The organism is Ensifer sp. LC384, from assembly GCF_001695865.1.
Lineage (GTDB): Bacteria > Pseudomonadota > Alphaproteobacteria > Rhizobiales > Rhizobiaceae > Ensifer.
The window spans coordinates 323,270-349,403 of sequence record NZ_MBST01000023.1 but is presented as its reverse complement, the minus strand read 5'-3'; the positions used below and the strand labels follow the sequence as shown (position 1 = coordinate 349,403).

27 protein-coding genes are annotated in these 26,134 nt (G+C 64.9%); 15 read left to right on the top strand and 12 right to left on the bottom strand.

All coding sequences use genetic code 11. The features are described 5' to 3' along the window. Window positions 1-97: 97 nt before the first annotated feature. The 6 genes from hmgA (at window position 98) to BC363_RS19245 (ending at window position 6,479) form a co-directional block, all read left to right on the top strand. The gene (hmgA, locus tag BC363_RS19270; RefSeq protein ID WP_065781086.1) at window positions 98-1,465 is read left to right on the top strand and encodes a homogentisate 1,2-dioxygenase; all 1,368 of its coding nucleotides are present in this window, start codon (window positions 98-100) and stop codon (window positions 1,463-1,465) included. After that, on the top strand, window positions 1,462-2,331 hold the full coding sequence (locus BC363_RS19265) for an MBL fold metallo-hydrolase (protein ID WP_065781085.1): 870 nt from the start codon (window positions 1,462-1,464) through the stop codon (window positions 2,329-2,331). The genes hmgA and BC363_RS19265 overlap by 4 nt, the downstream gene beginning before the upstream one ends. 12 nt (window positions 2,332-2,343) lie before the next feature. Then, a complete protein-coding gene (locus BC363_RS19260) occupies window positions 2,344-3,360 on the top strand; it encodes a fumarylacetoacetate hydrolase family protein (protein WP_065781084.1) in 1,017 nt (338 codons plus the stop codon). Window positions 3,361-3,378: 18 nt separating this feature from the next. Continuing rightward, window positions 3,379-4,032, top strand: coding sequence for a maleylacetoacetate isomerase (gene maiA, locus BC363_RS19255; protein ID WP_065781083.1), 654 nt, complete (start codon window positions 3,379-3,381; stop codon window positions 4,030-4,032). Window positions 4,033-4,195: 163 nt separating this feature from the next. After that, complete coding sequence (purU, locus tag BC363_RS19250) at window positions 4,196-5,080, top strand: formyltetrahydrofolate deformylase (RefSeq protein ID WP_065781082.1); 885 nt, start codon at window positions 4,196-4,198, stop codon at window positions 5,078-5,080. A gap of 217 nt (window positions 5,081-5,297) precedes the next feature. Continuing rightward, window positions 5,298-6,479 carry an acetyl-CoA C-acyltransferase gene (locus BC363_RS19245; protein ID WP_065781081.1) on the top strand — a complete coding sequence of 394 codons (1,182 nt, stop codon included), beginning with the start codon at window positions 5,298-5,300 and terminating at the stop codon, window positions 6,477-6,479. Window positions 6,480-6,765: 286 nt separating this feature from the next. Here the strand turns inward: BC363_RS19245 and lpdA are convergent, their stop codons facing one another. The 5 genes from lpdA to BC363_RS19220 all read right to left on the bottom strand — a co-directional run bounded on the left by lpdA (window position 6,766) and on the right by BC363_RS19220 (window position 13,363). Then, on the bottom strand, window positions 6,766-8,160 hold the full coding sequence (gene lpdA, locus BC363_RS19240) for a dihydrolipoyl dehydrogenase (protein WP_065781080.1): 1,395 nt from the start codon (window positions 8,158-8,160) through the stop codon (window positions 6,766-6,768). A gap of 7 nt (window positions 8,161-8,167) precedes the next feature. Continuing rightward, a complete protein-coding gene (locus tag BC363_RS19235) occupies window positions 8,168-9,451 on the bottom strand; it encodes a dihydrolipoamide acetyltransferase family protein (RefSeq protein ID WP_065781079.1) in 1,284 nt (427 codons plus the stop codon). Between the two features lie 2 nt (window positions 9,452-9,453). Next, window positions 9,454-10,467 carry an alpha-ketoacid dehydrogenase subunit beta gene (locus BC363_RS19230; RefSeq protein ID WP_053252133.1) on the bottom strand — a complete coding sequence of 338 codons (1,014 nt, stop codon included), beginning with the start codon at window positions 10,465-10,467 and terminating at the stop codon, window positions 9,454-9,456. A gap of 1 nt (window position 10,468) precedes the next feature. Then, a complete protein-coding gene (locus tag BC363_RS19225) occupies window positions 10,469-11,701 on the bottom strand; it encodes a 3-methyl-2-oxobutanoate dehydrogenase (2-methylpropanoyl-transferring) subunit alpha (protein ID WP_065781078.1) in 1,233 nt (410 codons plus the stop codon). Between the two features lie 330 nt (window positions 11,702-12,031). After that, window positions 12,032-13,363, bottom strand: coding sequence for an FAD-binding oxidoreductase (locus BC363_RS19220; protein ID WP_065781077.1), 1,332 nt, complete (start codon window positions 13,361-13,363; stop codon window positions 12,032-12,034). Between the two features lie 187 nt (window positions 13,364-13,550). Here BC363_RS19220 and BC363_RS19215 point away from each other — a divergent pair, with 187 nt between their 5' ends. Continuing rightward, the gene (locus tag BC363_RS19215) at window positions 13,551-13,949 is read left to right on the top strand and encodes a winged helix-turn-helix domain-containing protein (RefSeq protein WP_065781160.1); all 399 of its coding nucleotides are present in this window, start codon (window positions 13,551-13,553) and stop codon (window positions 13,947-13,949) included. Here the strand turns inward: BC363_RS19215 and modC are convergent. The 3 genes from modC to modA form a co-directional block, all read right to left on the bottom strand. Beyond that, window positions 13,924-14,997, bottom strand: a complete 1,074-nt coding sequence (modC, locus tag BC363_RS19210; RefSeq protein WP_065781076.1) for a molybdenum ABC transporter ATP-binding protein — start codon at window positions 14,995-14,997, stop codon at window positions 13,924-13,926. The two genes, BC363_RS19215 and modC, sit on opposite strands and share 26 nt — an antisense overlap. Then, the gene (gene modB / locus BC363_RS19205) at window positions 14,994-15,695 is read right to left on the bottom strand and encodes a molybdate ABC transporter permease subunit (RefSeq protein ID WP_065781075.1); all 702 of its coding nucleotides are present in this window, start codon (window positions 15,693-15,695) and stop codon (window positions 14,994-14,996) included. The genes modC and modB overlap by 4 nt, the downstream gene beginning before the upstream one ends. 100 nt (window positions 15,696-15,795) lie before the next feature. Further along, on the bottom strand, window positions 15,796-16,587 hold the full coding sequence (gene modA, locus BC363_RS19200; protein ID WP_161952477.1) for a molybdate ABC transporter substrate-binding protein: 792 nt from the start codon (window positions 16,585-16,587) through the stop codon (window positions 15,796-15,798). Window positions 16,588-16,796: 209 nt separating this feature from the next. On the opposite strand from modA, the gene ung reads away from it, so the two are divergent. The 6 genes from ung (at window position 16,797) to BC363_RS19170 (ending at window position 22,061) form a co-directional block, all read left to right on the top strand. Next, window positions 16,797-17,495 carry a uracil-DNA glycosylase gene (ung, locus tag BC363_RS19195; protein WP_065781073.1) on the top strand — a complete coding sequence of 233 codons (699 nt, stop codon included), beginning with the start codon at window positions 16,797-16,799 and terminating at the stop codon, window positions 17,493-17,495. Between the two features lie 156 nt (window positions 17,496-17,651). Next, the gene (gene cobF, locus BC363_RS19190; RefSeq protein WP_065781072.1) at window positions 17,652-18,422 is read left to right on the top strand and encodes a precorrin-6A synthase (deacetylating); all 771 of its coding nucleotides are present in this window, start codon (window positions 17,652-17,654) and stop codon (window positions 18,420-18,422) included. A gap of 135 nt (window positions 18,423-18,557) precedes the next feature. Beyond that, window positions 18,558-19,931 (top strand): precorrin-3B synthase, encoded by a 1,374-nt coding sequence (gene cobG / locus BC363_RS19185; protein WP_065781071.1) that lies wholly within the window; start codon window positions 18,558-18,560, stop codon window positions 19,929-19,931. Between the two features lie 2 nt (window positions 19,932-19,933). Then, window positions 19,934-20,566, top strand: coding sequence for a precorrin-8X methylmutase (locus tag BC363_RS19180; RefSeq protein WP_065781070.1), 633 nt, complete (start codon window positions 19,934-19,936; stop codon window positions 20,564-20,566). Next, the gene (locus tag BC363_RS19175; protein WP_065781069.1) at window positions 20,563-21,300 is read left to right on the top strand and encodes a precorrin-2 C(20)-methyltransferase; all 738 of its coding nucleotides are present in this window, start codon (window positions 20,563-20,565) and stop codon (window positions 21,298-21,300) included. Before BC363_RS19180 ends, BC363_RS19175 begins: the two co-directional genes overlap by 4 nt. Continuing rightward, window positions 21,297-22,061 (top strand): precorrin-3B C(17)-methyltransferase, encoded by a 765-nt coding sequence (locus BC363_RS19170; protein ID WP_065781068.1) that lies wholly within the window; start codon window positions 21,297-21,299, stop codon window positions 22,059-22,061. Before BC363_RS19175 ends, BC363_RS19170 begins: the two co-directional genes overlap by 4 nt. On the opposite strand, the gene BC363_RS19165 is transcribed toward BC363_RS19170, so the two are convergent. After that, window positions 22,040-22,825: a cobalt-precorrin-6A reductase gene (locus BC363_RS19165; protein ID WP_065781159.1), complete on the bottom strand. Its 786-nt coding sequence runs from the start codon at window positions 22,823-22,825 to the stop codon at window positions 22,040-22,042. The two genes, BC363_RS19170 and BC363_RS19165, sit on opposite strands and share 22 nt — an antisense overlap. Between BC363_RS19165 and cbiE the strand changes: the two genes are divergently transcribed. After that, window positions 22,794-24,035 (top strand): precorrin-6y C5,15-methyltransferase (decarboxylating) subunit CbiE, encoded by a 1,242-nt coding sequence (gene cbiE / locus BC363_RS19160; RefSeq protein WP_141690371.1) that lies wholly within the window; start codon window positions 22,794-22,796, stop codon window positions 24,033-24,035. The genes BC363_RS19165 and cbiE overlap by 32 nt on opposite strands. Window positions 24,036-24,239: 204 nt before the next feature. Beyond that, a complete protein-coding gene (gene cobM, locus BC363_RS19155) occupies window positions 24,240-24,998 on the top strand; it encodes a precorrin-4 C(11)-methyltransferase (RefSeq protein WP_065781066.1) in 759 nt (252 codons plus the stop codon). A 2-nt stretch (window positions 24,999-25,000) separates the two neighbouring features. Here the strand turns inward: cobM and mnhG are convergent, their stop codons facing one another. From mnhG to BC363_RS19140, 3 genes are read right to left on the bottom strand one after another with little or no spacing between them, the layout of a single operon-like run. Next, window positions 25,001-25,372 (bottom strand): monovalent cation/H(+) antiporter subunit G, encoded by a 372-nt coding sequence (gene mnhG / locus BC363_RS19150; protein WP_065781065.1) that lies wholly within the window; start codon window positions 25,370-25,372, stop codon window positions 25,001-25,003. Next, window positions 25,369-25,650, bottom strand: a complete 282-nt coding sequence (locus BC363_RS19145) for a K+/H+ antiporter subunit F (protein ID WP_053252119.1) — start codon at window positions 25,648-25,650, stop codon at window positions 25,369-25,371. The genes mnhG and BC363_RS19145 overlap by 4 nt, the downstream gene beginning before the upstream one ends. Beyond that, window positions 25,647-26,132 (bottom strand): Na+/H+ antiporter subunit E, encoded by a 486-nt coding sequence (locus tag BC363_RS19140; RefSeq protein ID WP_065781064.1) that lies wholly within the window; start codon window positions 26,130-26,132, stop codon window positions 25,647-25,649. Before BC363_RS19140 ends, BC363_RS19145 begins: the two co-directional genes overlap by 4 nt. Window positions 26,133-26,134 lie beyond the last annotated feature (2 nt).

Sequence of the window (26,134 nt, the reverse complement as noted above, 5' to 3'; positions counted from 1 at the left end):
CGTCCACCCGGACACAGGCAGCGCCCAAATGCATCGAACGTGCCGTGGCCTTCCGGGATCGTCGGTGGGGCAGGCATCAGAGGAGGAGGTTTAAGCCATGTTGGACAAGGCACAGAAGCAGGCGGGCGCCGGGTCGGCCGCGGATCATGCGCTTGATTACATGCCGGGATTCGGCAACGATTTCGAGACCGAAAGCTTGGCCGGCGCCTTGCCGCAGGGCCAGAACAGCCCGCAGAAATGCGCCTACGGCCTTTATGCCGAACAGCTCTCCGGTTCGCCGTTCACCGCGCCGCGCGGCACCAACGAGCGCTCCTGGCTCTACCGCATTCGCCCGAGCGTGCGCCACACCGGGCGCTTCCAGAAGATCGACTATCCGCACTGGAAGACCGCGCCGCATGTGGCCGATCATTCGCTGGCGCTCGGGCAGCTGCGCTGGGGGCCGCTGCCGGCGCCGTCAGAAAAGCTCAACTTCCTCGAAGGCATCCGCACCATGACGACGGCGGGCGACGCGCTGACACAGGGCGGCATGGCGGCCCACGCCTATGCCTTCAATGCCGATATGGTCGACGACTATTTCTTCAATGCCGATGGCGAGCTGCTGATCGTGCCGGAATGCGGCGCCATCCAGGTCTTCACCGAGCTCGGCAAGATGGATGTCGAGCCTTCGGAAATCTGCCTGGTGCCGCGCGGCACGATGTTCAAGGTCACGAGGCTCGGCGAGGAAAAGGTCTGGCGCGGCTATATCTGCGAAAACTACGGCGCCAAGTTCACTCTGCCCGACCGCGGTCCGATCGGCGCCAACTGCCTTGCCAATCCGCGCGACTTCAAGACGCCGGTTGCGGCTTACGAAGAGAAGGAAACGCCCTGCCGCGTGCATGTGAAGTGGTGCGGCGCATTCCACGTGACCGAGATCGGCCATTCGCCGCTCGACGTCATCGCCTGGCATGGCAATTACGCGCCCTATAAATACGACCTCAGGACCTTCTCGCCGGTCGGCGCGATCCTGTTCGACCATCCCGATCCGTCGATCTTTACCGTACTCACCGCGCCGTCGGGCGAAGAGGGAACGGCGAATGTCGACTTCGTCATCTTCCCGCCACGCTGGCTCGTGGCCGAGCACACCTTCCGGCCGCCCTGGTATCACCGCAACATCATGAGCGAGTTCATGGGCCTGATCTATGGCCGCTATGACGCCAAGGAGGAAGGCTTCGTGCCGGGCGGCATGAGCCTGCACAACATGATGCTGGCCCACGGGCCGGATGCGTCGGGCTACGACAAGGCGACAAACGGCGAGTTGAAACCGGTGAAGCTCGATCATACGATGGCCTTCATGTTCGAGACCCGCTTCCCGCAGCAACTGACCCGCTTCGCCGCCGAACTGGAGACGTTGCAGGATAATTATATCGATTGCTGGACCGATCTGAAAAAGCGCTTCAACGGCACGCCGGAAGGCGACTGGTCTTGAGCGCACGCCTGGTTCTGCTCGGCAGCAAGGGTGGTCCGGCAATCCGTCCGGGCGGCCCTTCGCCGACCTCGTCCCTGCTTGAGATCGGCGGCCGCCCTGTTGTCGTCGACTGCGGCCTCGGTGTCACCCGGGGGCTAACCAACGCCGGCGTCAGCCTCAAGGCGCTGGATCTGATCTTCATTACCCATCTGCATTCCGATCACGTGCTCGAGCTCGGACCGCTGATCCACACTGCATGGACCGCCGGTCTTGCGACCGTGGTGCGCGCCTTCGGCCCACCTGGGACACGCGATTACTGGCACGGCTTTCTGCAGGCGATGAAATACGACATCGATATCCGCATCGTCGACGAGGGCAGGCCTGATCTGCGCGAACTTGTCGACATCGTCGAATTTACCGAGGGCGAGGTTTTGTCCGAAAACGGCCTGACGGTATCCGCGCTGCGCGTCGATCATCCGCCGGTGACCGATTGTTTCGCGCTCAGGTTCGACCATGCGGAGGGGAGCGTGGTGTTTTCGGCCGACACTGCCTATTTCCCACCGCTCGCCGATTTTGCCAGCGGTGCGGACATTCTCGTACACGAGGCGATGCTGGCAGAGGGTGTCGACCGCCTGGTGGCGCGCACCGGCAATGGTTCCCGGCTGAAGGAACATCTGCTTGCAAGCCACAGCTTTGCCGAAGAAGCTGGCACGATTGCCACGGCCGCCGGCGTCGGCCGGCTGGTGCTGCATCATCTCATTCCGGCCGACGACCCGGAGATCGGCGAGGCTCATTGGACCGCGGCCACGCGCAAAAGCTGGGCTGGTGCCTTGACGATCGCGTCGGACGGCCTTGTTGTGGAACTTGCGGACGAATCGTCTGCGTAGAGGGAGGATTGCATGAAACTGGCGACACTCAAGGATGGCTCGCGTGACGGAAAACTCGCGGTCGTCTCCCGCGATCTCACCCGCTGCTCGGAGGTAGGGCACATTGCCCGGACGCTGCAGGCCGCTCTCGACGACTGGGCCCATGCCGGCCCGCGGCTTGAGCGTGTTGCCGAAGGCATCGAGACCGGTGCGCAGCCGACGATCCGCTTTCACGAACACGATGCGCTTTCGCCGCTGCCGCGCGCCTATCAATGGGCGGACGGTTCTGCCTACGTCAATCACGTCGAGCTGGTGCGAAAGGCCCGCAACGCCGAGATGCCGGCGAGCTTCTGGACCGATCCGCTGATCTACCAGGGCGGCTCCGACAGCTTCATTGCGCCACGCGACCCGATCCTGATGGCTGATGAAAGCTGGGGCGTCGACATGGAGGGCGAAATCGCGGTCGTTGTCGACGACGTGGCGATGGGCGCCTCGACCGAGGAGGCGCGCGCCGCCATCCGCCTGGTGATGCTTGTCAACGACGTGTCGCTGCGGGGTCTCATCCCGGCCGAGCTCGCCAAGGGTTTCGGTTTCTACCAGTCGAAGCCGTCGTCGGCCTTCTCGCCGGTCGCCGTCACGCCGGACGAATTGGGCGACGCATGGGACGGGGGCAAGCTGCATCTGCCACTTCATGTCGATCTCAACGGCAAGCCTTTCGGCCGCGCCGATGCCGGGGTCGACATGACTTTCGATTTCGGCCAGCTGATTGCGCACGCGGCCAAGACGAGGCCGCTTGCCTCAGGCACGATCATCGGTTCGGGCACCGTTTCCAACAAGCTCGACGGCGGCCCCGGAAAGCCGGTCTCCGAAGGTGGCACCGGCTACTCCTGCATCGCCGAGCTGCGCATGATCGAGACGATCGTCGGCGGCGCGCCCAAGACGCATTTCCTGCGCTTTGGCGACATCGTGCGCATCGAGATGAAGGACAAGGCGGGCCATTCGATCTTCGGCGCGATCGAGCAGTCGGTCGGGCCTTACGAAAAGGCTTAAGCTCAACGCGCAAGCGGGATGAAGGAGCAGGGCGTGAACGAGACCGTACTTTTTGACTATTGGCGGTCCTCGGCGAGCTACCGGGTCCGCATAGCACTGAACAGCCTTGGCGAGACCTATCGCTCGGTGCCGGTGGACCTGCTCGCCAAGGCCCATCGCCAGGCCGAGCATCTCGACCGCAATCCGCAGGGGCTGCTGCCCGTGCTCGACATCGATGGCGAGCGGTTGACGCAATCGCTCGCCATCATCGAATATCTGGCGGAAACGCGGGAAAAGGCGGGTTTCCTGCCTGATGATGCGATTGGACGGCAGCGCGTGCGCGCGCTGTCCTATGCCATCGCCATGGATATTCATCCCGTCTGCAATCTCGGCGTCGTGTCCTTCGTGATGGCCAATGCCGAGGATGGCGAGGCCGCGCGCCGCGACTGGATGCGCAAGTTCATCGGCGAGGGGCTGGCAGCCTTCGAGCGCCTGCTCGACCACCCGTCAACCCGCCGCTTCTGCCACGGCGACAGGCCTGGGATGGCCGACTTCTGCCTGGTGCCGCAGGTCTACAATGCCCGCCGCTGGGACGTCGATCTTTCCGCCTGCCCGAAGCTCATCGCCATCGACCAGCGCTGCGCCGAGATCGATGCCTTCGCCCGCGCCCATCCCGATCGCACGCCGCGCTAGGCGCACTGCCCATTTTTCCGAACCGGCGTCGGCATGGTCTGGCCGGTTCCGTCCAGCCGATGTCGCGAATGGATCGACAGCCGGCCGAAGGCCGCGCTAGTTTTCGTGTGACTGGCCGTATAAGGGGGGCCGGAAAAACCTCTGGAGCGAGAGACAGATACCGATGAAAAGCTATGTGCTGACCGTCACCTGCAAGTCCACCCGTGGCATTGTTGCCGCCATTACCGGCTATCTCGCCGAAAAAGGCTGTTACATCACCGACAGTTCGCAGTTCGACGACCTGCAGACCGGCCTGTTCTTCATGCGCCTGACCTTCATCAGCCAGGAAGGCGCAAAGCTGGAGGAACTGAGGGAAGGTTTTGCGCCCGTCGTCAAGCGCTTCGACATGACCTGCGAGATCCGCGACAGCGAAGAGCGCATGAAGGTGTTGCTGATGGTGTCGCGTTTCGGCCATTGCCTCAACGACCTGCTCTACCGCTGGAAGATCGGCGCCCTGCCGATCGATATCGTCGGCGTCATCTCCAACCACTTCGATTACCAGAAGGTGGTCGTCAACCACGACATCCCCTTCCACCACATCAAGGTGACCAAGGAGAACAAGCCGCAGGCCGAAGCGCGCATGCTGGAGATCGTCGAGCAGACGGATGCCGACCTGGTGGTGCTCGCCCGCTACATGCAGGTTCTTTCCGACCAGCTCTGCAAGAAGATGTCCGGCCGGATCATCAACATCCACCACTCCTTCCTGCCGTCGTTCAAGGGTGCCAACCCCTACAAACAGGCCTATGAGCGCGGCGTGAAGCTGATCGGCGCGACGGCGCACTACGTCACCGAGGATCTCGACGAAGGTCCGATCATCGAGCAGGACATCGCCCGCATCACCCATGCCCAGAGCGCCGAGGATTATGTTTCGATCGGCCGCGACGTGGAAAGCCAGGTGCTGGCGCGTGCCGTTCACGCCCATATCCACCATCGCTGCTTCATCAACGGCAACCGCGTGGTCGTCTTCCCGGCGAGCCCCGGCAGCTACGCCTCCGAGCGCATGGGCTGATTGCGGGACTATCGGTGTTGCTTCGCCGTAGTCGCGGCTTATAGTCATTCCCGAATTATGAAGAAGCGGGCAATCTGCCCCTCACCCTAGCCCTCTCCCCGCAGGCGGGGAGAGGGGACTTGGACGGCGCGGCTTGTCCCTTCTCCCCGTGAGCGGGGAGAAGGTCGCGACAGCGGGATGAGGGGCTATACCGCATGCTTCCATATGGGAGGACTGAATGAACAAGCTTGACCCGATCGTCATCGTTTCGGCGGCACGCACACCGATGGGCGCTTTTCAGGGCGGCCTCAAGGATTTGACGGCGCCCGAGATCGGCGCCATTGCCCTGAAGTCGGCGCTGGAGCGCGCCGGCCTCGATGCCGTCGACGAAGTGCTGATGGGCAATGTGCTGCCGGCGGGCGTCGGCCAGAACCCGGCACGCCAGGCGGCACTCGGCGCCGGCCTCGGCATGGAAACGCCCTCGACCACGATTTCGAAGGTCTGCGGCTCGGGCATGAAGGCGCTGATGCTCGGCCACGATACCTTGCTTTCCGGCGGCGCCACGGCGCTTGCGGTCGGCGGCATGGAATCCATGACCAACGCGCCCTACCTGCTGCCCAAGGCGCGCGGCGGTTTTCGTCTCGGTCACGGCGAAGTCAAGGACCACATGTTCCTCGATGGCCTCGAGGATGCCTATTCCGGTCGGCTGATGGGCACCTATGCTGAAGACACCGCCGAGCACTATCAGTTCTCCCGCGCGGATCAGGATGCCTTTGCCCTGCGCTCGCTGGAACGGGCGGTGAAGGCATTGCAGGATGGCTCGTTTGCCGAGGAGACGGTTGCCATCAGCGGCGCTGGCAAGCGGCAGACGGTTACGCTCGATCGCGATGAGCAGCCTGGAAAGGCGGATCCGGCAAAAATCCCGAAACTGAAGCCGGCCTTCCGCGAGAACGGCAGCGTCACGGCCGCCAATTCCTCCTCGATCTCCGACGGTGCGGCGGCGCTGATCCTGATGCGCGCAAGCGAGGCGGAGAAGCGCGGGCTGACGCCGCTCGCGATCGTTGCCGGCCATGCCGGTCATGCCCAGGAGCCCGCCTGGTTCACCACGGCACCGATCGGCGCTATCGAGAAGCTGCTGGCAAAGCTCGATTGGGAGAAGAACAGCGTCGGCCTCTATGAGATCAACGAAGCCTTCGCCGTCGTCGCCATGGCCGCTGTCCGCGACCTCGGCCTTTCCGACGACATCGTCAACATCCACGGCGGCGCCTGCGCGCTCGGCCACCCGATCGGTGCTTCCGGCGCCCGTATCATCGTGACGCTTCTGCACGCGATGCGCGCCAAGGGCGTCAAACGCGGCATCGCCTCGCTCTGCATCGGCGGCGGCGAGGCGACGGCCGTCGGGCTGGAGCTGTTGCAATAGGCCTTCAGCCGATCTGATGCGGTTCGGCACTCGCCGGGTTTGGTGAGTGAGGCTGCCCCTCACCCCAACCCTCTCCCCGCAGGCGGGGAGAGGGGACGCGGCCCACTTGACCTTCAGAGGGTTTCGGCGGCGAGAACAGCGGGAATATCCGGTGCTACAGGGGAGGACGAGCGGGCGCAGCACGGGCCCTTCTCCCCGCATGCGGGGAGAAGGTGGCCGGCAGGCCGGATGAGGGGCTTTTATGACCGAGGCGGCCGAAGGCGTCGCCCCGTAAAGACCGTCCCAACTAGATATGCAGCGCGTGACCCAAGCCCTTGAGGGCTGCTTCCTGGAGCGCTTCCGACTGGGTCGGATGCGCGTGGATCGTGCCGGCGATGTCTTCCAGCCGCGCGCCCATCTCGATCGCAAGACCAAAACTTGCCGAAAGCTCCGACACCCCATGGCCGACGGCCTGGATGCCGAGTACCAGATGGTTGTCGGCGCGGGCGACGACGCGCACGAAGCCGTCCTCCGACAGCGTCGTCATGGCGCGGCCATTCGCCTGGAACGGAAACTGGCCGATCTTGATCTCGATGCCACTCGCGCGGGCTTCCTCCGGCGACAGACCGGCAGTGACGATCTCCGGGTCGGTGAAGCAGACGGCGGGAATGCAGCGTTTGTCCCAGGCGCGTTTGTTGCTGGCGACGATCTCCGCGACCATTTCCCCTTGCGCCATGGCACGGTGCGCCAGCATCGGTTCGCCGGTCACGTCGCCGATGGCGTAGATGCCGCGCATCGAGGTGCGGCACTGGTCGTCGATGCGGATGAACTTGCCGGCGCGGTCGAGATCGATCTCCTCAAGCCCGAAACCGTCGGTGACCGGCCGGCGGCCGACCGTGACCAGAACCTTCTCGGCCGGTACCTCGATCGGCCGGCCATTGTGCTCGGCCAACAGGCTCTTGCCGTCGGCGGAGTGCCCCTTGGCGACCGTCTGGGTGAACACCTCGATGCCGAGTTCGCCAAGGCGCTTGGCGATTGGCTTCGACAGATCGGCGTCATATTGCGGCAGGATGCGCGTCAGCGCCTCGAGCACGGTGACATGGGCGCCGAGCTTGGCAAAGGCGGTGCCGAGCTCCAGCCCGATATAACCGCCGCCGATGACGGCGACGCTGGCGGGAACGCTTTTCAGCGACAGCGCCTCGGTCGATGAAATGATCGAACCGCCGAAGGGCATGTCGGAAAGCTCGACCGGCGCCGAGCCGGTGGCGATGACGATCGCTTCGGCGCGAATGCGCTGCAGGCCGGTCTCGGTCTCGACATCGACCGTCTTGCCGTCGACGAAACGAGCCGTCCCGATGACGGCCTTGACGCCTGCCTTCTTCAGGAGGCCGGTGACGCCGCCGTTCAGCCGGCCGACGATGCCGTCCTTCCAGGCGACGGTGCGGGCGAGATCGATCGTCGGATTGGCAAGCGACAGGCCGAGCGGGCTGCGGCCCGATGCGGCCGCGCGCAGCTTATGGAATTCGTCGGCGGCGTGGATCAGCGCCTTGGAGGGGATGCAGCCGACATTGAGGCAGGTGCCGCCGGCCTTCGCCTTCTCGACGATGACGGTGTCGACGCCGAGCTGGCCGGCGCGGATGGCGCAGATGTAGCCGCCGGGGCCGGCGCCGATGACGAGCAGTTTGCAGGAGATTTCCTTCATGATCGCCTCATGCCTCCACGAAAATCAGCGCCGGCGTTTCGAGCAGGGTCTTCAGCCGCTGCACGAAGGTGGCCGCATCCCAGCCGTCGATGACGCGGTGGTCGAAGCTTGACGACAGATTCATGATCTTGCGCGGCACGAATTGCGCACCGTCCCAGACCGGGCGAACCGCCAGCTTGTTGACGCCGACGATGGCGACCTCGGGGTGGTTGATAACAGGGGTCGAGACGATGCCGCCGAGGGCGCCGAGCGAGGAAATGGTGATGGTCGAGCCGGTGAGTTCGTCGCGCGTTGCGGTGCCGGTGCGGGCTGCTTCCGCCAAACGGTTGAGCTCGACGGCGCAATCCCAGATGCCGCGCGCTTCGGCATGGCGCACGACAGGGACGGTCAGGCCCGCCGGCGTCTGTGTGGCGATGCCGATATGGACGGCGTGGTGACGGCTGATGATGCCGGCGCCGTCGTCGAAGGTGGCGTTGACGCCAGGCAGGTCTGCGATCGCCCGCACCAGCGCGCGCATGAGATAGGGCAGGATCGTCAGCTTCGGCTGATCCGGCTTGCGATCGCGGTTCATGGTCGTGCGCAGGTCTTCAAGTGCTGTCATGTCGACCTCCTCCACATAGGTGATGTGGGGGATGCGCGAGGTCGACAGCGTCATCTTCTCGGCAATACGGCGGCGAAGGCCGGTCACCTTGATCTCGTCAATCGCGGTCTTGCGCACAAGCCCGGCAGGGACTGCGGCCGGTTGCGCGCCGCGGGCAAGAAACTGATCGAGGTCGTCATGGGTGATGCGCCCGGCAGGCCCTGTGCCGGTCACCTGGCGCAGGTCGACGCCGCTTTCCCGGGCGCGCAAGCGCACCGCGGGCGAGGCCAGTGCCTTCTCCAGGCGCTCGGGAGCCACATGCACTCCACTCTTGGCCGGTGCCGCTGCCTTTGCATCGACCTTTGCCGGTTGGCTCGGCGCTACGGCCGGAGCCCCGGCTTTCGGCGCCGGTTTCTCCTCCGCCTTGGCCGCTGGTTTCTCTTCGGCTGCCGGCGTCTCGGCGCCTTCGCCGGCGATTTCGATGCGCACGAGTGGTGCCTTGACCGCGACCGTGTCGCCGATCTCGGCGCCGAGCCAGAGCACCGTTCCGTTGACCGGCGAGGGGATTTCGACCGTCGCCTTATCGGTCATGACGGCTGCCAGGATCATGTCCTCGCGCACGGGGTCGCCGGGTTTGACATGCCATTCGACAAGCTCGGCCTCGGCCACGCCTTCGCCGACATCCGGCATCTTGATTACGAATTCGCCCATGCTCAGGCCTCCATCACTTCGACGAGCGCGCGTCCGACGCGCGCCGGGCCGGGGAAATAGTCCCACTCCTGGGCATGCGGGTAGGGCGTGTCCCAACCGGCAACGCGCACGACGGGGGCTTCGAGGTGATAGAAGCAATGCTCCTGGACGAGGGAGGCGATTTCGCCACCGAAGCCCGACGTCAGCGTCGCCTCATGCACGACGACGCAGCGGCCGGTCTTTTCAATCGACTGAACGATGGCGTCGAGATCGAGCGGCAGCAGGCTGCGCAGGTCGATCACCTCGGCGTCGATGCCGGTTTCTTCGGCCGCGGCCAGTGCCACATGCACCATGGTGCCATAGGCGACGACGGTGACAGCTGAACCCTTGCGGCGCACTTCAGCCTTGCCGATCGGGATCGTGTAGTGGCCCTCCGGCACTTCGCCGAGATCGTGCTTCGACCAGGGAATGACGGGCCGGTCGTGATGGCCGTCGAACGGGCCGTTGTAAAGCCGCTTCGGCTCCAGAAACATCACCGGATCGGGGTCTTCGATCGAGGCGATCAGCAAGCCCTTGGCGTCATAGGGGTTGGAAGGCACGACGACCTTGAGGCCGCAGACATGAGTGAACAGCGCTTCCGGGCTCTGGCTGTGCGTCTGGCCACCGAAGATGCCGCCGCCGGTCGGCATGCGCAACACGATCGGGCAGGTGAAGTCGCCGTTGGAGCGATAGCGGATGCGGGCGGCTTCCTGGGTGATCTGGTCGTAGGCGGGATACATGTAGTCGGCGAACTGGATCTCGACGCAGGGTTTCAGGCCGTAGGCCGCCATGCCGATCGCCGTGCCGACGATGCCGCTTTCGCTGATCGGCGCGTCGAAGCAGCGGGTCTTGCCGTATTTCGCCTGAAGCCCTTGCGTGCAGCGGAAGACGCCGCCGAAATAGCCCACGTCCTCGCCGAAGACGACGACATTGTCGTCGCGCCCCATGGAAACATCCATGGCGCTGCGCACGGCCTCGATCATTGTCATTCTGGCCATATCAGTATCCTGCCTTCTGGCGCTGGCGGCGAATATGCGGCGGCATCTCGGCATAGACGCCTTCGAAGATGTCGCGCACCGACGGCTTGCCGCCGGCATGCAAGGTGCCGTGGCCCTCGGCCTGTTTCTGCGCCTGGATCACAGCGTCGACGATCTCGGCTTCTGCCTGGGTGTGGCGCTCTTCCGACCAGGCGCCACGCAGGATCAGGTGTTTCTTCAGCCTGAGGACCGGGTCGCCGAGCGGCCAGGCTTCCGATTCCGTCTTCGGTCGGTAGGCGCTCGGATCGTCGGAGGTGGAATGGGCGCCGACCCGGTAGGTGACGTATTCGATCAGCGTCGGACCGAGGTTGCGACGGGCGCGCTCGGCCGCCCATTTGGCAACGGCGTAAACGGCGAGATAGTCGTTGCCGTCGACGCGCAGCGCCGGAATGCCGAAGCCGAGGCCGCGGGCGGCAAAGGTACCGGAGCCGCCTCGGGCGATGCCCTGGAAGGTCGAGATCGCCCACTGATTGTTGACGATGTTGAGAATGACCGGCGCCTTGTAGGTGGAGGCGAAGACGAGCGCGGAGTGGAAATCCGATTCCGCCGTCGAACCGTCGCCGATCCAGGCGGCCGCGATCTTGGTGTCGTTCTTGATCGCCGAAGCCATGGCCCAGCCGACGGCCTGGACGTATTGGGTGGCGAGGTTGCCGGAGATGGTGAAGAAGCCATGCTCCTTGGAAGAGTACATGATCGGCAGTTGCCGGCCGCGCAAGGGGTCGCTCTCGTTCGAGAAGATCTGGTTCATCATCTCGACCATCGGGTATTCGTCGGCAATCAGCAGGCCTGCCTGACGGTAGGTCGGGAAGTTCATGTCGCCCTTGTTCAGCGCCTTGCGGAAGGCGCAACTGACCGCCTCTTCGCCCAGATGCTGCATATAGAACGAGGTCTTGCCCTGGCGCTGCGCCATGACCATGCGCGCGTCGAAGGCGCGCAGCATCATCATGTGCCTGAGGCCGGCGAGCAGCTCGTCGTCCGACAACAGGCCGGCCCAGGGGCCGACCGCCTCGCCGTCGCGGTTGAGCACGCGGATGATCGAATAGGCGAGATCGCGGATCGCCTCCGGGGCGACATCGATCTCGGGGCGCGGAACAGATCCAGCCTTCGGGATCTTGACGTTGGAAAAATCCGGTTCGCCACCCGGCCGAACGGCCGGTTCGGGGACATGCAGGCTAAGTCGATCGGGATCGCTCATGCGGTTTCCGGCCTCCCTCCGGAGTGCGCAGCGCGCACCAGTCAGCATCGGGGAAAACGGAATGTCGCCTCACGGCAAAAGTGGGCGCTCTAACCCGCAGGCTCCTCCGCCGCGGATCGTCACGCCTTCCTCCTCAGCCCCGTTCTCCCGACGGGAATGTTCACAGACTGCCACGAGTTCAGGGGCTTATGAAGGCCTTTCGGTGGCTCGGCGTGCTCGCACTCGAAGAAAGACAGATTCCTGCAACGGGCATGGCAGCGGCTGGCGTCGCTGCGATTTCGGATCATCCGCCGCGTAATTTTCTTGCGCGCGCCCTTCCGGTCCGGGTGCTCAAACCGGCGGGGCGATGGTGATCGGCGTGCCATCGGAGAAGCGAGACAGGCGAAAGGGCGTGGGATCGACGATCGGCCTTTGGCCGGTGACGAGGTCGGCGACCAGGTGCCCTGCACCCGGACCGATACCGAAGCCATGGCCGGAAAATCCTGTTGCCACCACCAGCCCGGGCAGGCCTTCGACCGTCGAGATCACCGGAACTGCGTCGGGCGTGACGTCGATCAGACCCGCCCAGACCTGTTGCACCCGAGCGTCGCGAAGGGATGGCAGCGCCTTCCTGGCGTCATCGAATGCGCGCAATGCCGAGTGCTGATCGGGTTGCGGATCCAGCACCCGGTGCCGCTCGAAGGCTCCCGGGCGATCGAGCGGGACAGTGCCGATCTCGAAGAGTTCGCGCCAGCTCTGGGCACTGAGGCCGACCTGGACCGATTCGCCTTCGGCTTTTCTCGCCGGCTGGAAATCGCGGAAGAAGGCGAAACTGTCCGGCACGACCGGGTGCAGGTTGGCGCCGCCATCGGCAATCGTGTAGCCGCCGTCGAGCCGTTTGCGATAGGCGCAGGTGCCGGTTGCGCCCGCGCCTTCGGGGCCACCCGAAACCGCACTGGTCCTGAGCACCGTGTTGCGCACTTTCAGTTGCGGCAGCCGGATGCCGAGCCCCTTGAGGAACAACCGCGACCAGGCGCCACCGGCGACGACCACGGTCGACGTCTCGATCCGGCCCCTCTCGGTTACCACGGCGCTGATGCGCCCGGCTTTCTTCTCGATGCCGCGCACGGCACAGCCGGATAGAATGCGGGCACCTGCGCGCCTGGCACCGGCGACGATGGCCGGTACCGCCTTTTGCGGTTCGGCCCTGCCGTCGCTCGGCGTGTGCAACGCGCCCCTGTAGCGGATGCTGGCGCCTGCCATCAGCGCCCCGGTTTCGTCGGGTCCGATCTGTCGGCTGTCGACACCATAGGGTCTTGCCATGGCCAGCCAAGCATCCCGGTTGGCGATATCGTTGTCGTTTTCCGAAATGTAGAGGATGCCGCTGCGGCGAAAGCCGGTCTCGCCCGCGACACGGGCATCGAGCGTGTCCCAGATCTTCAGCGCCTCGATTGCCAGTGGGATCTCGCGCTCGTCACGCCCCATGACGCGTACCCAGCCCCAGTTCCGGCTCGACTGCTCCGCGCCCGGAATGCCCTTCTCGCAGAGCACGACGTCAATGCCGCGCTCTGCGAGAAACAGCGCAGTGCTGACACCGATGATCCCGCCGCCGACGATGACGACATCGGCTTTAACAGGCTGGATCTGATCGGTTTCGACGGCATCGAGAAGGGGACCGGGCATTGGGGATAAGCTTTCAGGCTGATTTTTGCGGACGTGCCATCGGTACATGCCGGCGCTGCCAGATCAAGGCACGGATTCTAGCTTTTCTGCACCCTTGCTGCTTTGCCCGCCTCGCTCGATGTGAAATCGGCCCGGCAAGGCTGTGGACGTACTTTCGATTTGGCGCACAAGCTTCTATGTTTCGCGCATGAACGACCGCCCCGACGACCTTCGCCCTGTTCTGCGCATCGATTTCCCACCCGAGGATCGGCTTGGGCGCGGCAAGATCATGCTTCTGGAACACATCCGCGAGACCGGGTCGATTTCGGCTGCCGGCCGGGCCATGGACATGTCCTATCGCCGGGCCTGGCTGTTGGTCGACGCGCTGAACCGGATGTTTCGGGAACCGTCGGTCGAAAGCCAGCGTGGCGGCAAGCAGGGCGGCGGTGCGATGCTGACGCCTTTCGGCGAAACGCTGATCCGCCGCTATCGCGAGATGGAGGCGAAGGCGAAGGCGGCCATCGCCGACGATCTTGCCTGGCTGGAAGCGGTCCGCGATCCGTACCAGGCGAATGCGCCAGTCAGTGATCGATCGCCACGGACTTGATGATCGCGTGAACCGGCTTTCCCTGAGATAACTGAAGGGCGTCGCGCGAAAAGGTGGTGATGCGGGCGGCGATCGTCGCGCCGCCGCAATCCACCCGCACCTCGACGCTGCCATCTTCGCCCGCTGTCAGGTTGACGATCGTTCCCTCCAGCACGTTGAGAGCGCTGATACCTTCCGGGCGAACCGTCGCCAGCATGACGTCGCGTGCAGCAATATGCAGGCGCAAGGCGTGCCCCTGCGGCGCCTCGATCTTCGGTACCCGGATCAGCCGTTCGCCGACGCGGACCGTCGTCAGGTCATGGGTGGCGTCGTGTGTCTCTACCACGCCTTCGAGCAACACACCGGCTTCGCGCCGACCGGTTGCCAGTGCCGCCGCCGGCGTGCTCAAGACCTCGGCCGCGGCGCCAGATGCCTTTACCCGGCCGTCCTCAAGCACGACAACCCTTTGCGCCAGACGTGCGACCTCGCTCACGGAATGGCTGACATAGACGATCGGGATACCCGCATCGTCACGCAACCGTTCGAGATAGGGCAGGATCTCGGCCTTGCGCGCGTCGTCGAGTGCGGCGAGCGGCTCGTCCATCAAGAGCAGGCGCGGGGCGGCAAGCAGGGCACGGCCGATGGCGACACGTTGCCGCTCGCCGCCCGATAGCGCCGATGGATTGCGCTCGAGCAGATGGCCGATGCCGAGCATCTCGACGACGCGTTCCATGTCGGCGGCCTTTCCTGACCTGCCGGCAAACCAGCGGCCATAGGCAAGATTGCTGCTGACGCTCAAATGCGGGAAAAGACGAGCTTCCTGGAAGACATAACCGAAGCGGCGGCGATGGACAGGCGTGAAGATCCGGCGTTGGCTGTCGGCGATGATGTCGCCATCGAGCACCACGCGGCCGCCGTCCGGTCTCATCAGACCGGCGATGATGTTGATCAGCGAGGTTTTGCCCGAGCCCGAGCGGCCGAACAGCGCGGTGATGCCGCCGTTCGAAGTGAAGGCGGCGTCGATGGAAAAGCCTCCGAGCCGATGGTGGGCTTCGACGACGAGGCTCATGCTGCAACCGTCCGCTTGGCGGCAAGCGAGGCAAGGAATTCCGACAGCATCAGTGCTGCCATGGAAATGACGATCGAAATGATCGTCAGGCGCATGGCGCCGGCATCGCCGCCTGGCACCTGGGTAAAGGTGTAGATCGCAGACGACAGCGTCTGTGTCTCGCCGGGAATGTTGGAGACGAAGGTGATGGTCGCACCGAACTCGCCCATCGCCTTGGCGAAAGCGAGGATCATGCCGGCGATGATGCCAGGCAGGATCAGGGGAAGGGTGATGGTGAAGAACACCCAGATCGGCCCGGCGCCGAGCGTGGTTGCGGCATCCTCGAGCTTGCGATCGACAACCTCGATCGACAGCCGGATGCTGCGCACCATCAGGGGGAAGGCCATGACGGCGGAGGCGAGGGCAGCACCTGTCCAGCGGAAGGAAAAGACCAGGCCGAAATTGTCGGCGAGGAAGGCGCCGATCGGCCCTCGACGCCCGAACAACAACAGCAGCAGAAAGCCCGTAACGACGGGCGGCAGGATCAGGGGCATGTGAATGATGCCGTTCAGCACGGTCTTGCCCCAGAAGCGTCCGCGCGCGAGCAGCATGGCGACCCCAAGCGCAAAGGGCAGGCTGCAGACCATCGCCACCGTGGCCACGCGCAGGCTCAGCTGGATCGCCGTCCATTCCGCGTCGCTCAACTCCAGCCAATCCAAAGTCGTCCCACTCCCGGTCGAATTGTCCCGCGCCGCGTGTCGTCCGGATGGCGCGGGAGAACGATAGATGCTTCGCCCGTCTCTGGACAGGCGGCCGCTGTTATTTCAGGATGATGAAACCCTGCTTTTCGAAGAGCGGTGCTGCCTTGTCGGACTTGATGAAGTCGACATAGGCGGCAGCATCGGCGCTCTTGCTGTCCGCGGTGATTGCGATCGGATAGATGATCGGCGGATGGCTGTCCTCGGGGAAGGTTCCGACGACCTTGACGCCCGGATCGGCTGCAGCGTCGGTCTGGTAGACGATGCCGTAGGGCGCTTCGCCGCGCGAAACGAGCAGCAGCGCGGCACGCACGCTTTCGACGCCTGCAATCTTCTGTTCGACGCTCGACCAGACGCCGAGCTTTTCAAGGGCTGCCTTGCCGTATTTGCCGGCCGGCACGGAATCGACGGCGCCCATCGCCAGGCGGCCGTCGCCGACAAGTGCCGCGAGATCGAAGCCCTGCTTGATCTCGACCGGCTGCGCGTCTGCCTTGCCCGAGACGAGAACGATGCGGTTGCCGAGCAGGTCCGAGCGGGTGTCGTCCTTGATCAGTTTCTTCTCCGCCAGGTAGTCCATCCAGGCGAGGTCGGCGGAGATGAAGACGTCGGCCGGAGCGCCCTGTTCCACCTGCTTGGCGAGCGCGGAGCTGGCCGCATAGGAAACGGTGGTTTCCTTGCCGCTTTCCTTCTGCCACTCGGCGTTGATCGCATCGAGCGCGTTCTTCAGGCTCGCGGCGGCAAACACCGTTACCTTGTCCTCGGCCATGGCGGCGCTCGGCGCGAAGGTCGCGCCGGCCCAGGCGACGCCAAGGGCGAGCACCAGCCCCTTCAGCCATTGTCTGCGTTGTTTCATCATTCTTGCCTCCACCAAGTTCGTGATATTTCTTAGGATATAACGATATCTCCTCCTGATTAGCGTTGTATCCATTGAAATACAATGCTGTTGGAAAGCGCTAGTAAAAGCCGTGAAGCAAGCGGCTGGCCGCGCGGTTAGCGCTTGCGGCTGCGGGCTATCGCTCTAAATTCCGGGGCGGCAAGCGGATGAAACGGACCGGAGGCGTGATGGAAACGGCAGTAAAGCTCGAAGAGACGTGGAAGGCGGCATTGGAGCCGGAATTTTCCAGCCCGTATATGGGCGAACTCAAGCAGTTCCTGCTCAGTGCCCGCAACGAAGGACGGCAGATCTTTCCGCGAGGGCCCGAGTATTTTCGGGCGCTCGACCTGACGCCGCTCGACAAGGTGCGCGTCGTCATCCTCGGACAGGATCCCTATCACGGCGACGGCCAGGCGCACGGGCTCTGCTTCAGCGTGCGTCCGGGTGTGCGGACGCCGCCCTCGCTCGTCAATATCTACAAGGAGCTGAACACCGACCTCGGCATTGCGCCGGCCCGTCACGGCTTTCTCGAAAGCTGGGCGAAGCAGGGCGTGCTGCTGCTCAACAGCGTGCTGACGGTCGAGCGCGGGCTGGCGGCGTCACATCAGGGGCGGGGCTGGGAGCGCTTCACCGATGCGATCATCCGCGCCGTCAACGAGGCCGATCATCCGGTGGTGTTTCTGCTGTGGGGCTCCTACGCGCAGAAGAAGGCGGCCTTCGTCGACCGCTCGCGCCATCTCGTGCTGCGGGCGCCGCATCCCTCGCCGCTCTCGGCGCATTCCGGCTTTCTCGGCTGCCGGCATTTTTCCCAGGCGAACGCCTTCCTCGCCTCGAAAGGCTTCGCGCCGATCGACTGGCAGCTGCCGGAAAATCCGGAGGCGTCTTGAGCGTCTCGGCAAGCAATGGCGCTGGCGGCTGCGTCGCTGTCGCCGGCGGGTCTTGCGTCTTAATCGGCGATCCGCCAAAGACACGACAGCGTCGCGCAGCTGTTCAGGCGCGCAAAGGTCGCTGTAACACTTTGATCTACCGGCAAGGGCGCGCGCATGCGGAAACTTTTGATCATCGGCATCGGCTCCGGCAATCCCGAGCATATGACCGTACAGGCGATCAACGCGCTCAATCGCGCCGACGTGCTGTTCATCCCGACCAAGGGCGAGAAGAAGGCCGAGCTTGCGGAGGTGCGCCGCGAAATCTGCGCACGCTACGTCACGCGCGCCGACAGCCGTACCGTTGAGTTCGCCGTGCCTGTCCGCCGCACGGAGGGCGTCAGCTATGACGGCAGCGTTGACGACTGGCACGGCCGCATCGCCGAAATCTACGAGCGCCTGATCGATGGCGAACTGACCGAAGACGGAATCGGCGCCTTTCTCGTCTGGGGCGATCCGATGCTCTACGACAGCACCATCCGCATCGTCGAGCGGGTGATGGCGCGCGGCAAGGTCGCGTTCGACTATGACGTTCTTCCGGGGATCACCAGCCTGCAGGCGCTCTGCGCCAGCCATCGTATTCCGCTGAACCTCGTCGGCAAGCCGGTCGAGATCACCACCGGTCGCCGGCTTGCGGAAAGTTTTCCCGAGCGCAGCCAGACCTCTGTCGTCATGCTCGACGGCGAGCAGGCATTCCAGCGGATCGACGATACCGATGCCGAGATCTACTGGGGCGCCTATCTCGGAACGGCTGACGAAATCGTCATCTCCGGCCGCCTTGCCGACGTCAAGGACGAGATCCTGGCAACGCGTGCTCGGGAACGGGAGCGCATGGGGTGGATCATGGATATCTACCTCCTACGCAAGGGTGCCGATTTCGAGGAATAGGCGCCGTTGCGCTTGCTTTCGCCAGGCTTTTTCCCGTCGTCTTTGATCTCTCTCAACGTCGGTGGCTGTGCTATAGCGTCTGGTGAAAAAGGCCCCGCTTTGAGGGCGAGCGCCAGAAGCGACCGAGACAAGCCTATGACCAGTTGCGCCATGCCGACACCGGAAACAACTGATGCCGCCGCGTCGATGCGTCGGGGTGCCTGCCCGTCGCTTTCCGCGCCGATGCCGACCGGCGATGGCCTTCTGGTGCGTCTGCGGCCACTCGACGGCAGCCTGACGCTGTTACAGTTCTCGGCCGTTGCGGAGGCCGCCCGGCGTTTCGGCAACGGCGTCCTGGAAATTACCGCGCGCGGCAACCTGCAGGTCCGCGGGCTGACGGCATCGACAGTTCCGGGGCTTGCCGAGGCGATCGGCGAAGCGGCAATCGTGGTGCCAGATGGTGTCGCGATCGAGACGCCGCCGCTTGCCGGCATCGACCCAGAAGAAATCACCGACCCTCGGGTCCTCGCGGTTGCGCTACGCGAGGAGATCGCCGCACAGGGTGCTGCTTTACGGCTGGCGCCGAAGCTAACCATCGTCATCGATGGCGGCGGTCGGTTCCACCCTGGCGAAATGATTGCCGATCTTCGCCTGCAGGCTGTCCGGCGCGGCGACGAGGTCTGGTGGTGCCTGTCGCTTGCCGGGACGGCGGCGACGGCGAAGCCCATTTGTGCGCTTCGAACCGCGGCGGTCGTGCCGGTCGTTATCCGGATTCTGGAAGCGTTGACCAACACCGGGCCGGCCGCGCGCGGCCGGGATCTCGACATCGATGCAGTGCAAGCGCTCTGTCCGCCGGCTGCCGTGGGTATCGATATCCCTGCAGCTTTTGCCCCGCCGTCTCCGGTTGTCGGCATCCATGATCTCGGTTCGGCTAGCACCGTCCTTGGCCTCGGGCTCGCCTTTGCCCAGATCGATGCCGTCAGCCTCATCGCCTTTCTCCAGCAGGCAAGCGCGCTTGGGGCGCGAGAAATTCGCCTGACGCCCGGTCACGGTTTCTTCGTGCTGGGCCCTGAACGGGAAGCGGCCGCAATGGTCCAGCGTCTGGCCGTAGCGCAGGGCTTTCGCATCGCAGCGGACGACCCGCGAAACCACATCGCCACCTGCGCCGGCAGCACCGGCTGCGCTTCCGCATGGATGGACACGAAGGCGATGGCGCGGCTATGGGTGGAGACGGTGCCGGATCTGCTCGACGGCTCGCTGACGGTGCATCTCTCCGGTTGCGTCAAGGGCTGCGCCCGCCCCAGGGCGTCGGCATTGACGCTGGTGGGTGCGCCATCAGGATATGCGCTTGTCGTAAATGGGGCGGCCAAGGATGGCGCGAATGCCTACACCGATGAAAATGGAATGAAATCCGCGCTGGAACGGCTGGCCGGCCTGGTGCGGGAAAACAAAGACGCTGGCGAATCGGCGCGGTCCTGTCTTACACGGCTGGGTGCCGCGCGCGTCTCGGCTGCGTTCGAACAGGGATAGAAATGCCTGAGTATGATTACATCCGGGATGGCAACGCCATCTATGAGCGTTCCTTCGCCATCATTCGGGCAGAAGCCGACCTTTCCGCCTTCTCCGAGGAAGAAGCCGATCTCGCGGTGCGCATGGTGCATGCCTGCGGCCTCGTCGAGGCGTCGAAGCAGTTCGTGTTCTCTCCCGATTTCGTCACCGCTGCGCGTGGCGCCCTGAAGAACGGCGCACCGATCCTGTGCGACGCCGAGATGGTGGCGCGGGGCGTCACGCGCGCGCGCCTGCCGGCCGGCAATGAGGTGATCTGCACGCTTCGCGATCCGCGCACGGCGGAACTGGCGGCCGAAATCGGCAATACGCGGTCGGCAGCGGCGCTGAAGCTCTGGGGCGAGCATATGGCCGGCTCCGTCGTTGCGATCGGCAATGCGCCGACAGCGCTTTTCTATCTGCTCGAAATGCTGCGCGATGGCGCACCGAAGCCGGCAGCGATCATCGGCATGCCGGTCGGCTTCGTCGGCGCGGCGGAATCGAAGGATGCTCTGGCCGAGAACTCCTATGGCGTGCCCTTCGCCATCGTGCGCGGCCGCCTCGGCGGCAGCGCCATGACGGCCGCCGCGCTCAATTCGCTCGCGAGGCCGGGCCTGTGAGCGGGGCGGCCAAGGGCCGGTTGATCGGCGTCGGCACAGGCCCCGGCGATCCGGAGCTGCTGACGGTCAAGGCCGTCAGGGCCTTGGGCGAGGCGGATGTGCTTGCCTATTTTGCCAAGGCGGGCCGCAGCGGCAATGGCCGCGCCGTCGTCGAGGGGCTGTTGAAGCCGGGTCTCGTCGAGCTGCCGCTCTACTATCCCGTCACCACCGAGATCGACAAGGACGACGGCGCCTACAAGAGCCAGATCACCGACTTCTATAACGCGTCCGCCGATGCGGTCGCCAGCCATCTCGAAGCCGGGCGAACCGTCGCGGTGCTGAGCGAGGGCGATCCGCTGTTCTACGGCTCCTATATGCACCTGCATGTGCGGCTTGCCGGGCGGTTCCCGGTTGAAGTCATCCCCGGCATCACCGCCATGTCTGGCTGCTGGTCGCTCGCAGGCCTGCCGCTGGTCCAGGGCGATGATGTCCTGTCGGTGCTGCCGGGCACCATGGCGGAAGGTGAGCTTGGTCGACGCCTTGCCGATACCGAGGCCGCTGTGATCATGAAGGTCGGGCGCAACCTGCCGAAGATCCGCCGGGCGCTTGCCGCCTCCGGCCGGCTCGACCAGGCCGTCTATGTGGAGCGCGGCACGATGAGGAACGCGGCGATGACAGCACTTGCGGAAAAGCCCGATGACGAGGCGCCTTACTTCTCGCTCGTGCTCGTTCCCGGATGGAAGGACAGGCCATGAGCGGCACGCTCTATGTCGTCGGTACCGGCCCCGGCAATGCCGCGCAGATGACGCCGGAGACCGCTGAGGCGGTCTCGCAGGCGCAGGAATTCTTCGGCTACATTCCTTATCTCGATCGCCTGAACCTCAGGCCTGACCAGATCCGCATCGCTTCGGACAATCGCGAGGAACTTGACCGCGCGCAGGCGGCGCTGACGCGCGCTGCAGCCGGTGCCAAGGTCTGCATGGTCTCCGGCGGCGACCCCGGTGTCTTCGCCATGGCGGCTGCCGTCTGCGAGGCGATCGACAAGGGACCGGCGGAATGGAAAGCGGTCGATCTCGTCGTGACGCCTGGCGTGACCGCGATGTTGGCTGTTGCCGCGCGTATCGGCGCGCCGCTTGGCCACGATTTCTGCGCGATCTCGCTGTCCGACAACCTGAAGCCCTGGGACGTCATCACCAAGCGGCTGAAGCTGGTGGCGGAAGCCGGGTTGGTGATCGCGCTCTACAATCCGATCAGCAAGGCACGACCCTGGCAGCTTGGCGAGGCATTCGAGATCCTGCGGGGGGTGCTGCCGGCATCGGTGCCCGTGATCTTCGGCCGCGCCGCTGGCCGGCCGGACGAGCGCATCGCCGTCATGCCGCTCGGCGAGGCCGATGCCAACCGCGCCGACATGGCGACCTGCGTCATCATCGGCTCGCCGGAGACGCGTATCGTTGCGCGCGAAGGCCAGCCGGATCTGGTCTATACGCCGCGCTTCTACGCGGGAGACAGCCATTGATCGATGTGTTCGAGCGCGGCATCGCAGTCTCCGACCGATGGCACGTCGGCGGGCTTGCGGCGCTCGACCATGATCACCGCGATCCCCAGCTTGCGGGCAGCTGCGATCTTTCCATAGGTGGCGCTGCCGCCGCTGTTCTTGGCGACGATGACGTCGATGCGATGGGACCTCAGCAGCTCGATCTCGTCCGTTTCGGCAAACGGGCCGGTGGCAAGAATCGCCGTCGCATCCGGCAGCTTGAGGGGCGGCGTCACCGGGTCAACGCTGCGGATGACGTAGCTGTGCTGCTGTGCTGCCTCGAAATGAAAGGCTTCCTGCCGGCCGATGGCGAGAAAGACGCGGCGCGGGACGTCGCCAAGTGCGATGACGGCTTCCGCGACGCTGCCGACGCCAGTCCAGTTGTCGCCGGCTTCCGTCTGCCACTGCGGGCGGCGCAGGGCAAGCAGGCGCACTTGCGCAGCCTTTGCCGCCGTGGCGGCGTTATGGGAAATCCGGGCGGCGAAGGGATGCGTCGCGTCGACGACCAGCGTGACCTGTTCGTCGCTGAGGAAGGCCGCAAGCCCTTCGGCGCCGCCGAAACCGCCGATGCGGGTCTTGACCGGTTGCGGGCGCGGATCGGCCGTGCGGCCGGCAAGCGAGATCGCGGTTTCGTAACGGGTGTCGTCGGCGAGGCGAGACGCCAGCTCCCGCGCCTCGGTCGTCCCGCCGAGAATCAATATGCGAGGTTTTTCCATGGCTGAGGTATCGAACAGCGATCCGGCCATCGTCTCCCCCTGGTTGACCATCATCGGCATAGGCGAGGATGGTGTAGCCGGTCTCGGCGACGAGGCCAAGCGGCTGATTGCCGCCGCGCCCATCGTCTACGGCGGTGCCCGCCACATGGAGCTGACGCACTCGCTGATAAAGGGCGAGGGCCGCGTCTGGCAGAGCCCGTTCGGCCGCTCTGTCGAGGAGATCGTCGCACGTCGCGGCAGCCCGGTCGTCGTGCTCGCCTCGGGCGATCCCTTCTTCTTCGGCGTCGGCGCCACGCTTGCGCGCCGTGTTGTGGCGACTGAAATCCGCACGCTTCCGGCTCCCTCCTCCTTCAGCCTTGCCGCCTCGCGTCTCGGCTGGGCGCTGCAGGAGGCAACGCTCGTGTCGCTGCACGGCCGGCCGATAGACCTGGTGCGGCCACACCTGCAGCCGGGCAACCGGGTGCTTGCGCTGACCTCGGATGGAGCGGGGCCGAAGGCGCTCGCCGAGCTGCTCGCGGCAAGTGGTTTCGGTCAGTCGCGACTTACGGTTCTGGAGGCGCTGGGCGGTGCCGGCGAACGCGTGACCACGCAGATTGCCTCGCGTTTCATGCTCGGTCTGGTCCATCCGCTGAACGTCTGCGCCATCGAAGTGGCCGCCGATCAGGGCGGGCGGGTGCTACCGCTTTCCGCCGGGCGCGATGATACGCTGTTCGAACATGACGGCCAGATCACCAAGCGGGAGGTGCGGGCACTGACCCTGTCGGCGCTGGCGCCACGCAAGGGTGAGCTGCTCTGGGATATCGGTGCCGGCTCGGGCTCGATCGGCATCGAATGGATGCTGGCCGATCCGGCCATGCGGGCGATCGCCATCGAGGCCTCGCCGGAGCGGGCGGCCCGTGTCGGCCGCAATGCCGAGGCGTTCGGCGTACCCGGTCTTACCGTCGTCGAGGGCAGGGCGCCGGCGGCGCTTTCGGGCTTGGCGCGTCCCGATGCGATCTTCATCGGTGGCGGCGGCAGCGAGCCTGGCGTCATGGACGCGGCCATCGCTGCGCTCGACAGCGGCGGCCGGCTCGTTGCCAACGCCGTGACGACCGAGATGGAAGCGGTGCTGCTCAATCGGCATGCGCGGCTCGGTGGCTCGCTGATCCGCATCGACATCGCCCGGGCGTCGCCGGTCGGCGGCATGACGGGCTGGCGGCCGGCGATGCCGGTCACGCAATGGTCCTGGGCCAAGACCTGATGCATGTCGCCCGAAAGTGCGCAGCGGTTTCGGGACAACGACATTCGTGAGAACAATGGCCTAAAGCACATCGCATGAACCCGTTCATACGCGATGTGCTTTAGGGCAATTCCAGCGAAAGGGCGGAGTGTTTTGCGTTCGGAATTGCTTGAAAATAATGAGATAGAGCGTTCGGGAAACGCTACAAAAAGTTCGGAGAGACATATGACGGTACACTTTATCGGCGCCGGTCCGGGGGCTGTGGACCTGATCACGGTTCGCGGTCGCGACCTGATCGGACGCTGCCCGGTCTGCCTCTATGCCGGCTCGATCGTCTCGCCGGAATTGCTGCAATATTGCCCGCCCGGCGCACGCATTGTCGATACGGCACCGATGTCGCTCGACGAGATCGAGGCAGAGTATGTGCGCGCCGCGGAAGCGGGCGAGGACGTCGCCCGGCTGCATTCCGGCGATCTCTCGGTCTGGAGTGCCGTTGCCGAGCAGATCCGCCGGCTGGAGAAACACGGCATCGGCTACACGATGACGCCCGGGGTGCCGGCCTTTGCTGCGGCGGCTGCAACGCTCGGCCGCGAGCTGACCATTCCGGCCGTCGCCCAGAGCCTGGTGTTGACGCGGGTTTCCGGTAGGGCCTCGCCGATGCCCAACACCGAGACGCTGGCGGGCTTCGGCGCCACCGGTGCGACGCTTGCCATCCATCTCGCCATCCATGCGCTCGACCAGGTCGTCGAGGAGCTGACGCCGCTCTATGGCGCCGAATGCCCGGTGGCGATCGTCGTCAAGGCGTCGTGGCCGGATGAACGGGTGGTGCGTGGCACACTAGGCACGATCGCGACCAAGGCGGCCGAGGAACCGATCGAGCGTACCGCGCTGATCTTCGTCGGTCCGGGCCTGGAGGCCTCCGACTTCCGCGAAAGCTCGCTCTACGATCCCGCCTATCAGCGGCGGTTCAGGGGGCGCGAATAAATCTATTCGTCAGCCGGTTCGGGAAGTGGCTTCTGCTTCAGCGGGACGCCGCGGCGTTCCTCGACGCGGTCGCGATAGAGCGCGGCCTGGCCGAGCAGCATCAGTGTCACCGGCGTCGTCATGATGACGAAGACGATGATCAACACCTCGTGGAACACCCAGCGGCTCTGCAGCACGGCAAAGCAGACGATCGAGGCGGTGCAGATGAGGATGACGCCGCCGCTGGTGGCAAGCGTCGGCGCATGCAGGCGCGTATAGAAATCCGGCAGCCTGAGCAGCCCGAGCGAGCCGATCAGCGCGATCGCCGAGCCGAGAAGGACGAGGCCGCAGACGACAATGGCGGCCCAGGTCGGAAGGTCGGTCAGGTGGCTCATTCGATCACCTCCCCGCGCATCAGGAACTTGCCGAACGCGATCGACGAGACGAAGCCGATCAGCGCCACGATCAGCGCCGATTCGAAATAGATGCTGTTGGCGGTGCGGATGCCGAAGGACAACAGCATCAGCATCGCGTTGATGTAGAGGGTATCGAGGCCGAGAATACGATCCTGCGCCCGTGGCCCCTTGACCATGCGGTAGAGGGCAAAGGCCATGGCAAGCCCCAGCATGATCTGGGCTGCGAGGATCGACCAGATGATTGCCAGCTCCGTCATCCGAACATCTCCTTCAAACCTGCTTCGTAGCGCTTCACCGTCTGCAGCCAGACGTCCTCGTTTTCCATGTCGAGAACGTGGAACAGCAGCGACTTTCTGCGGCGATCGTATTCGAGCCATGCGGTGCCCGGCGTCGCCGTCATGATGCAGGCCAGCAGGGCGAGCGCGTTCTCGTCCTCGAGATCGAGGTCAACCGTCAGGAAGCCCGAGTTCGGCGCCCGCCTGCCGACGCGCAGGATGACAAGCATGACGGCGATGTTGGAGCGGACGACATCCAGAATAACGCTGGCGCTAAAGCGCAGCGTGCGCAGGATTCGGCGTGGATGCGAGCGGGTCGGATTGAGCTTGAGCGTCACCCAGCCGAGCGCCACGCTCAATATCGTGCCCATGACGATGGTGCCGGTGGCAACCGATTGGTTGAGGAGCAGCCAGATGAGCAGCAGGCCGACGGACAGGAGCGGGTAGGGGAACCAGGTGCGCATCG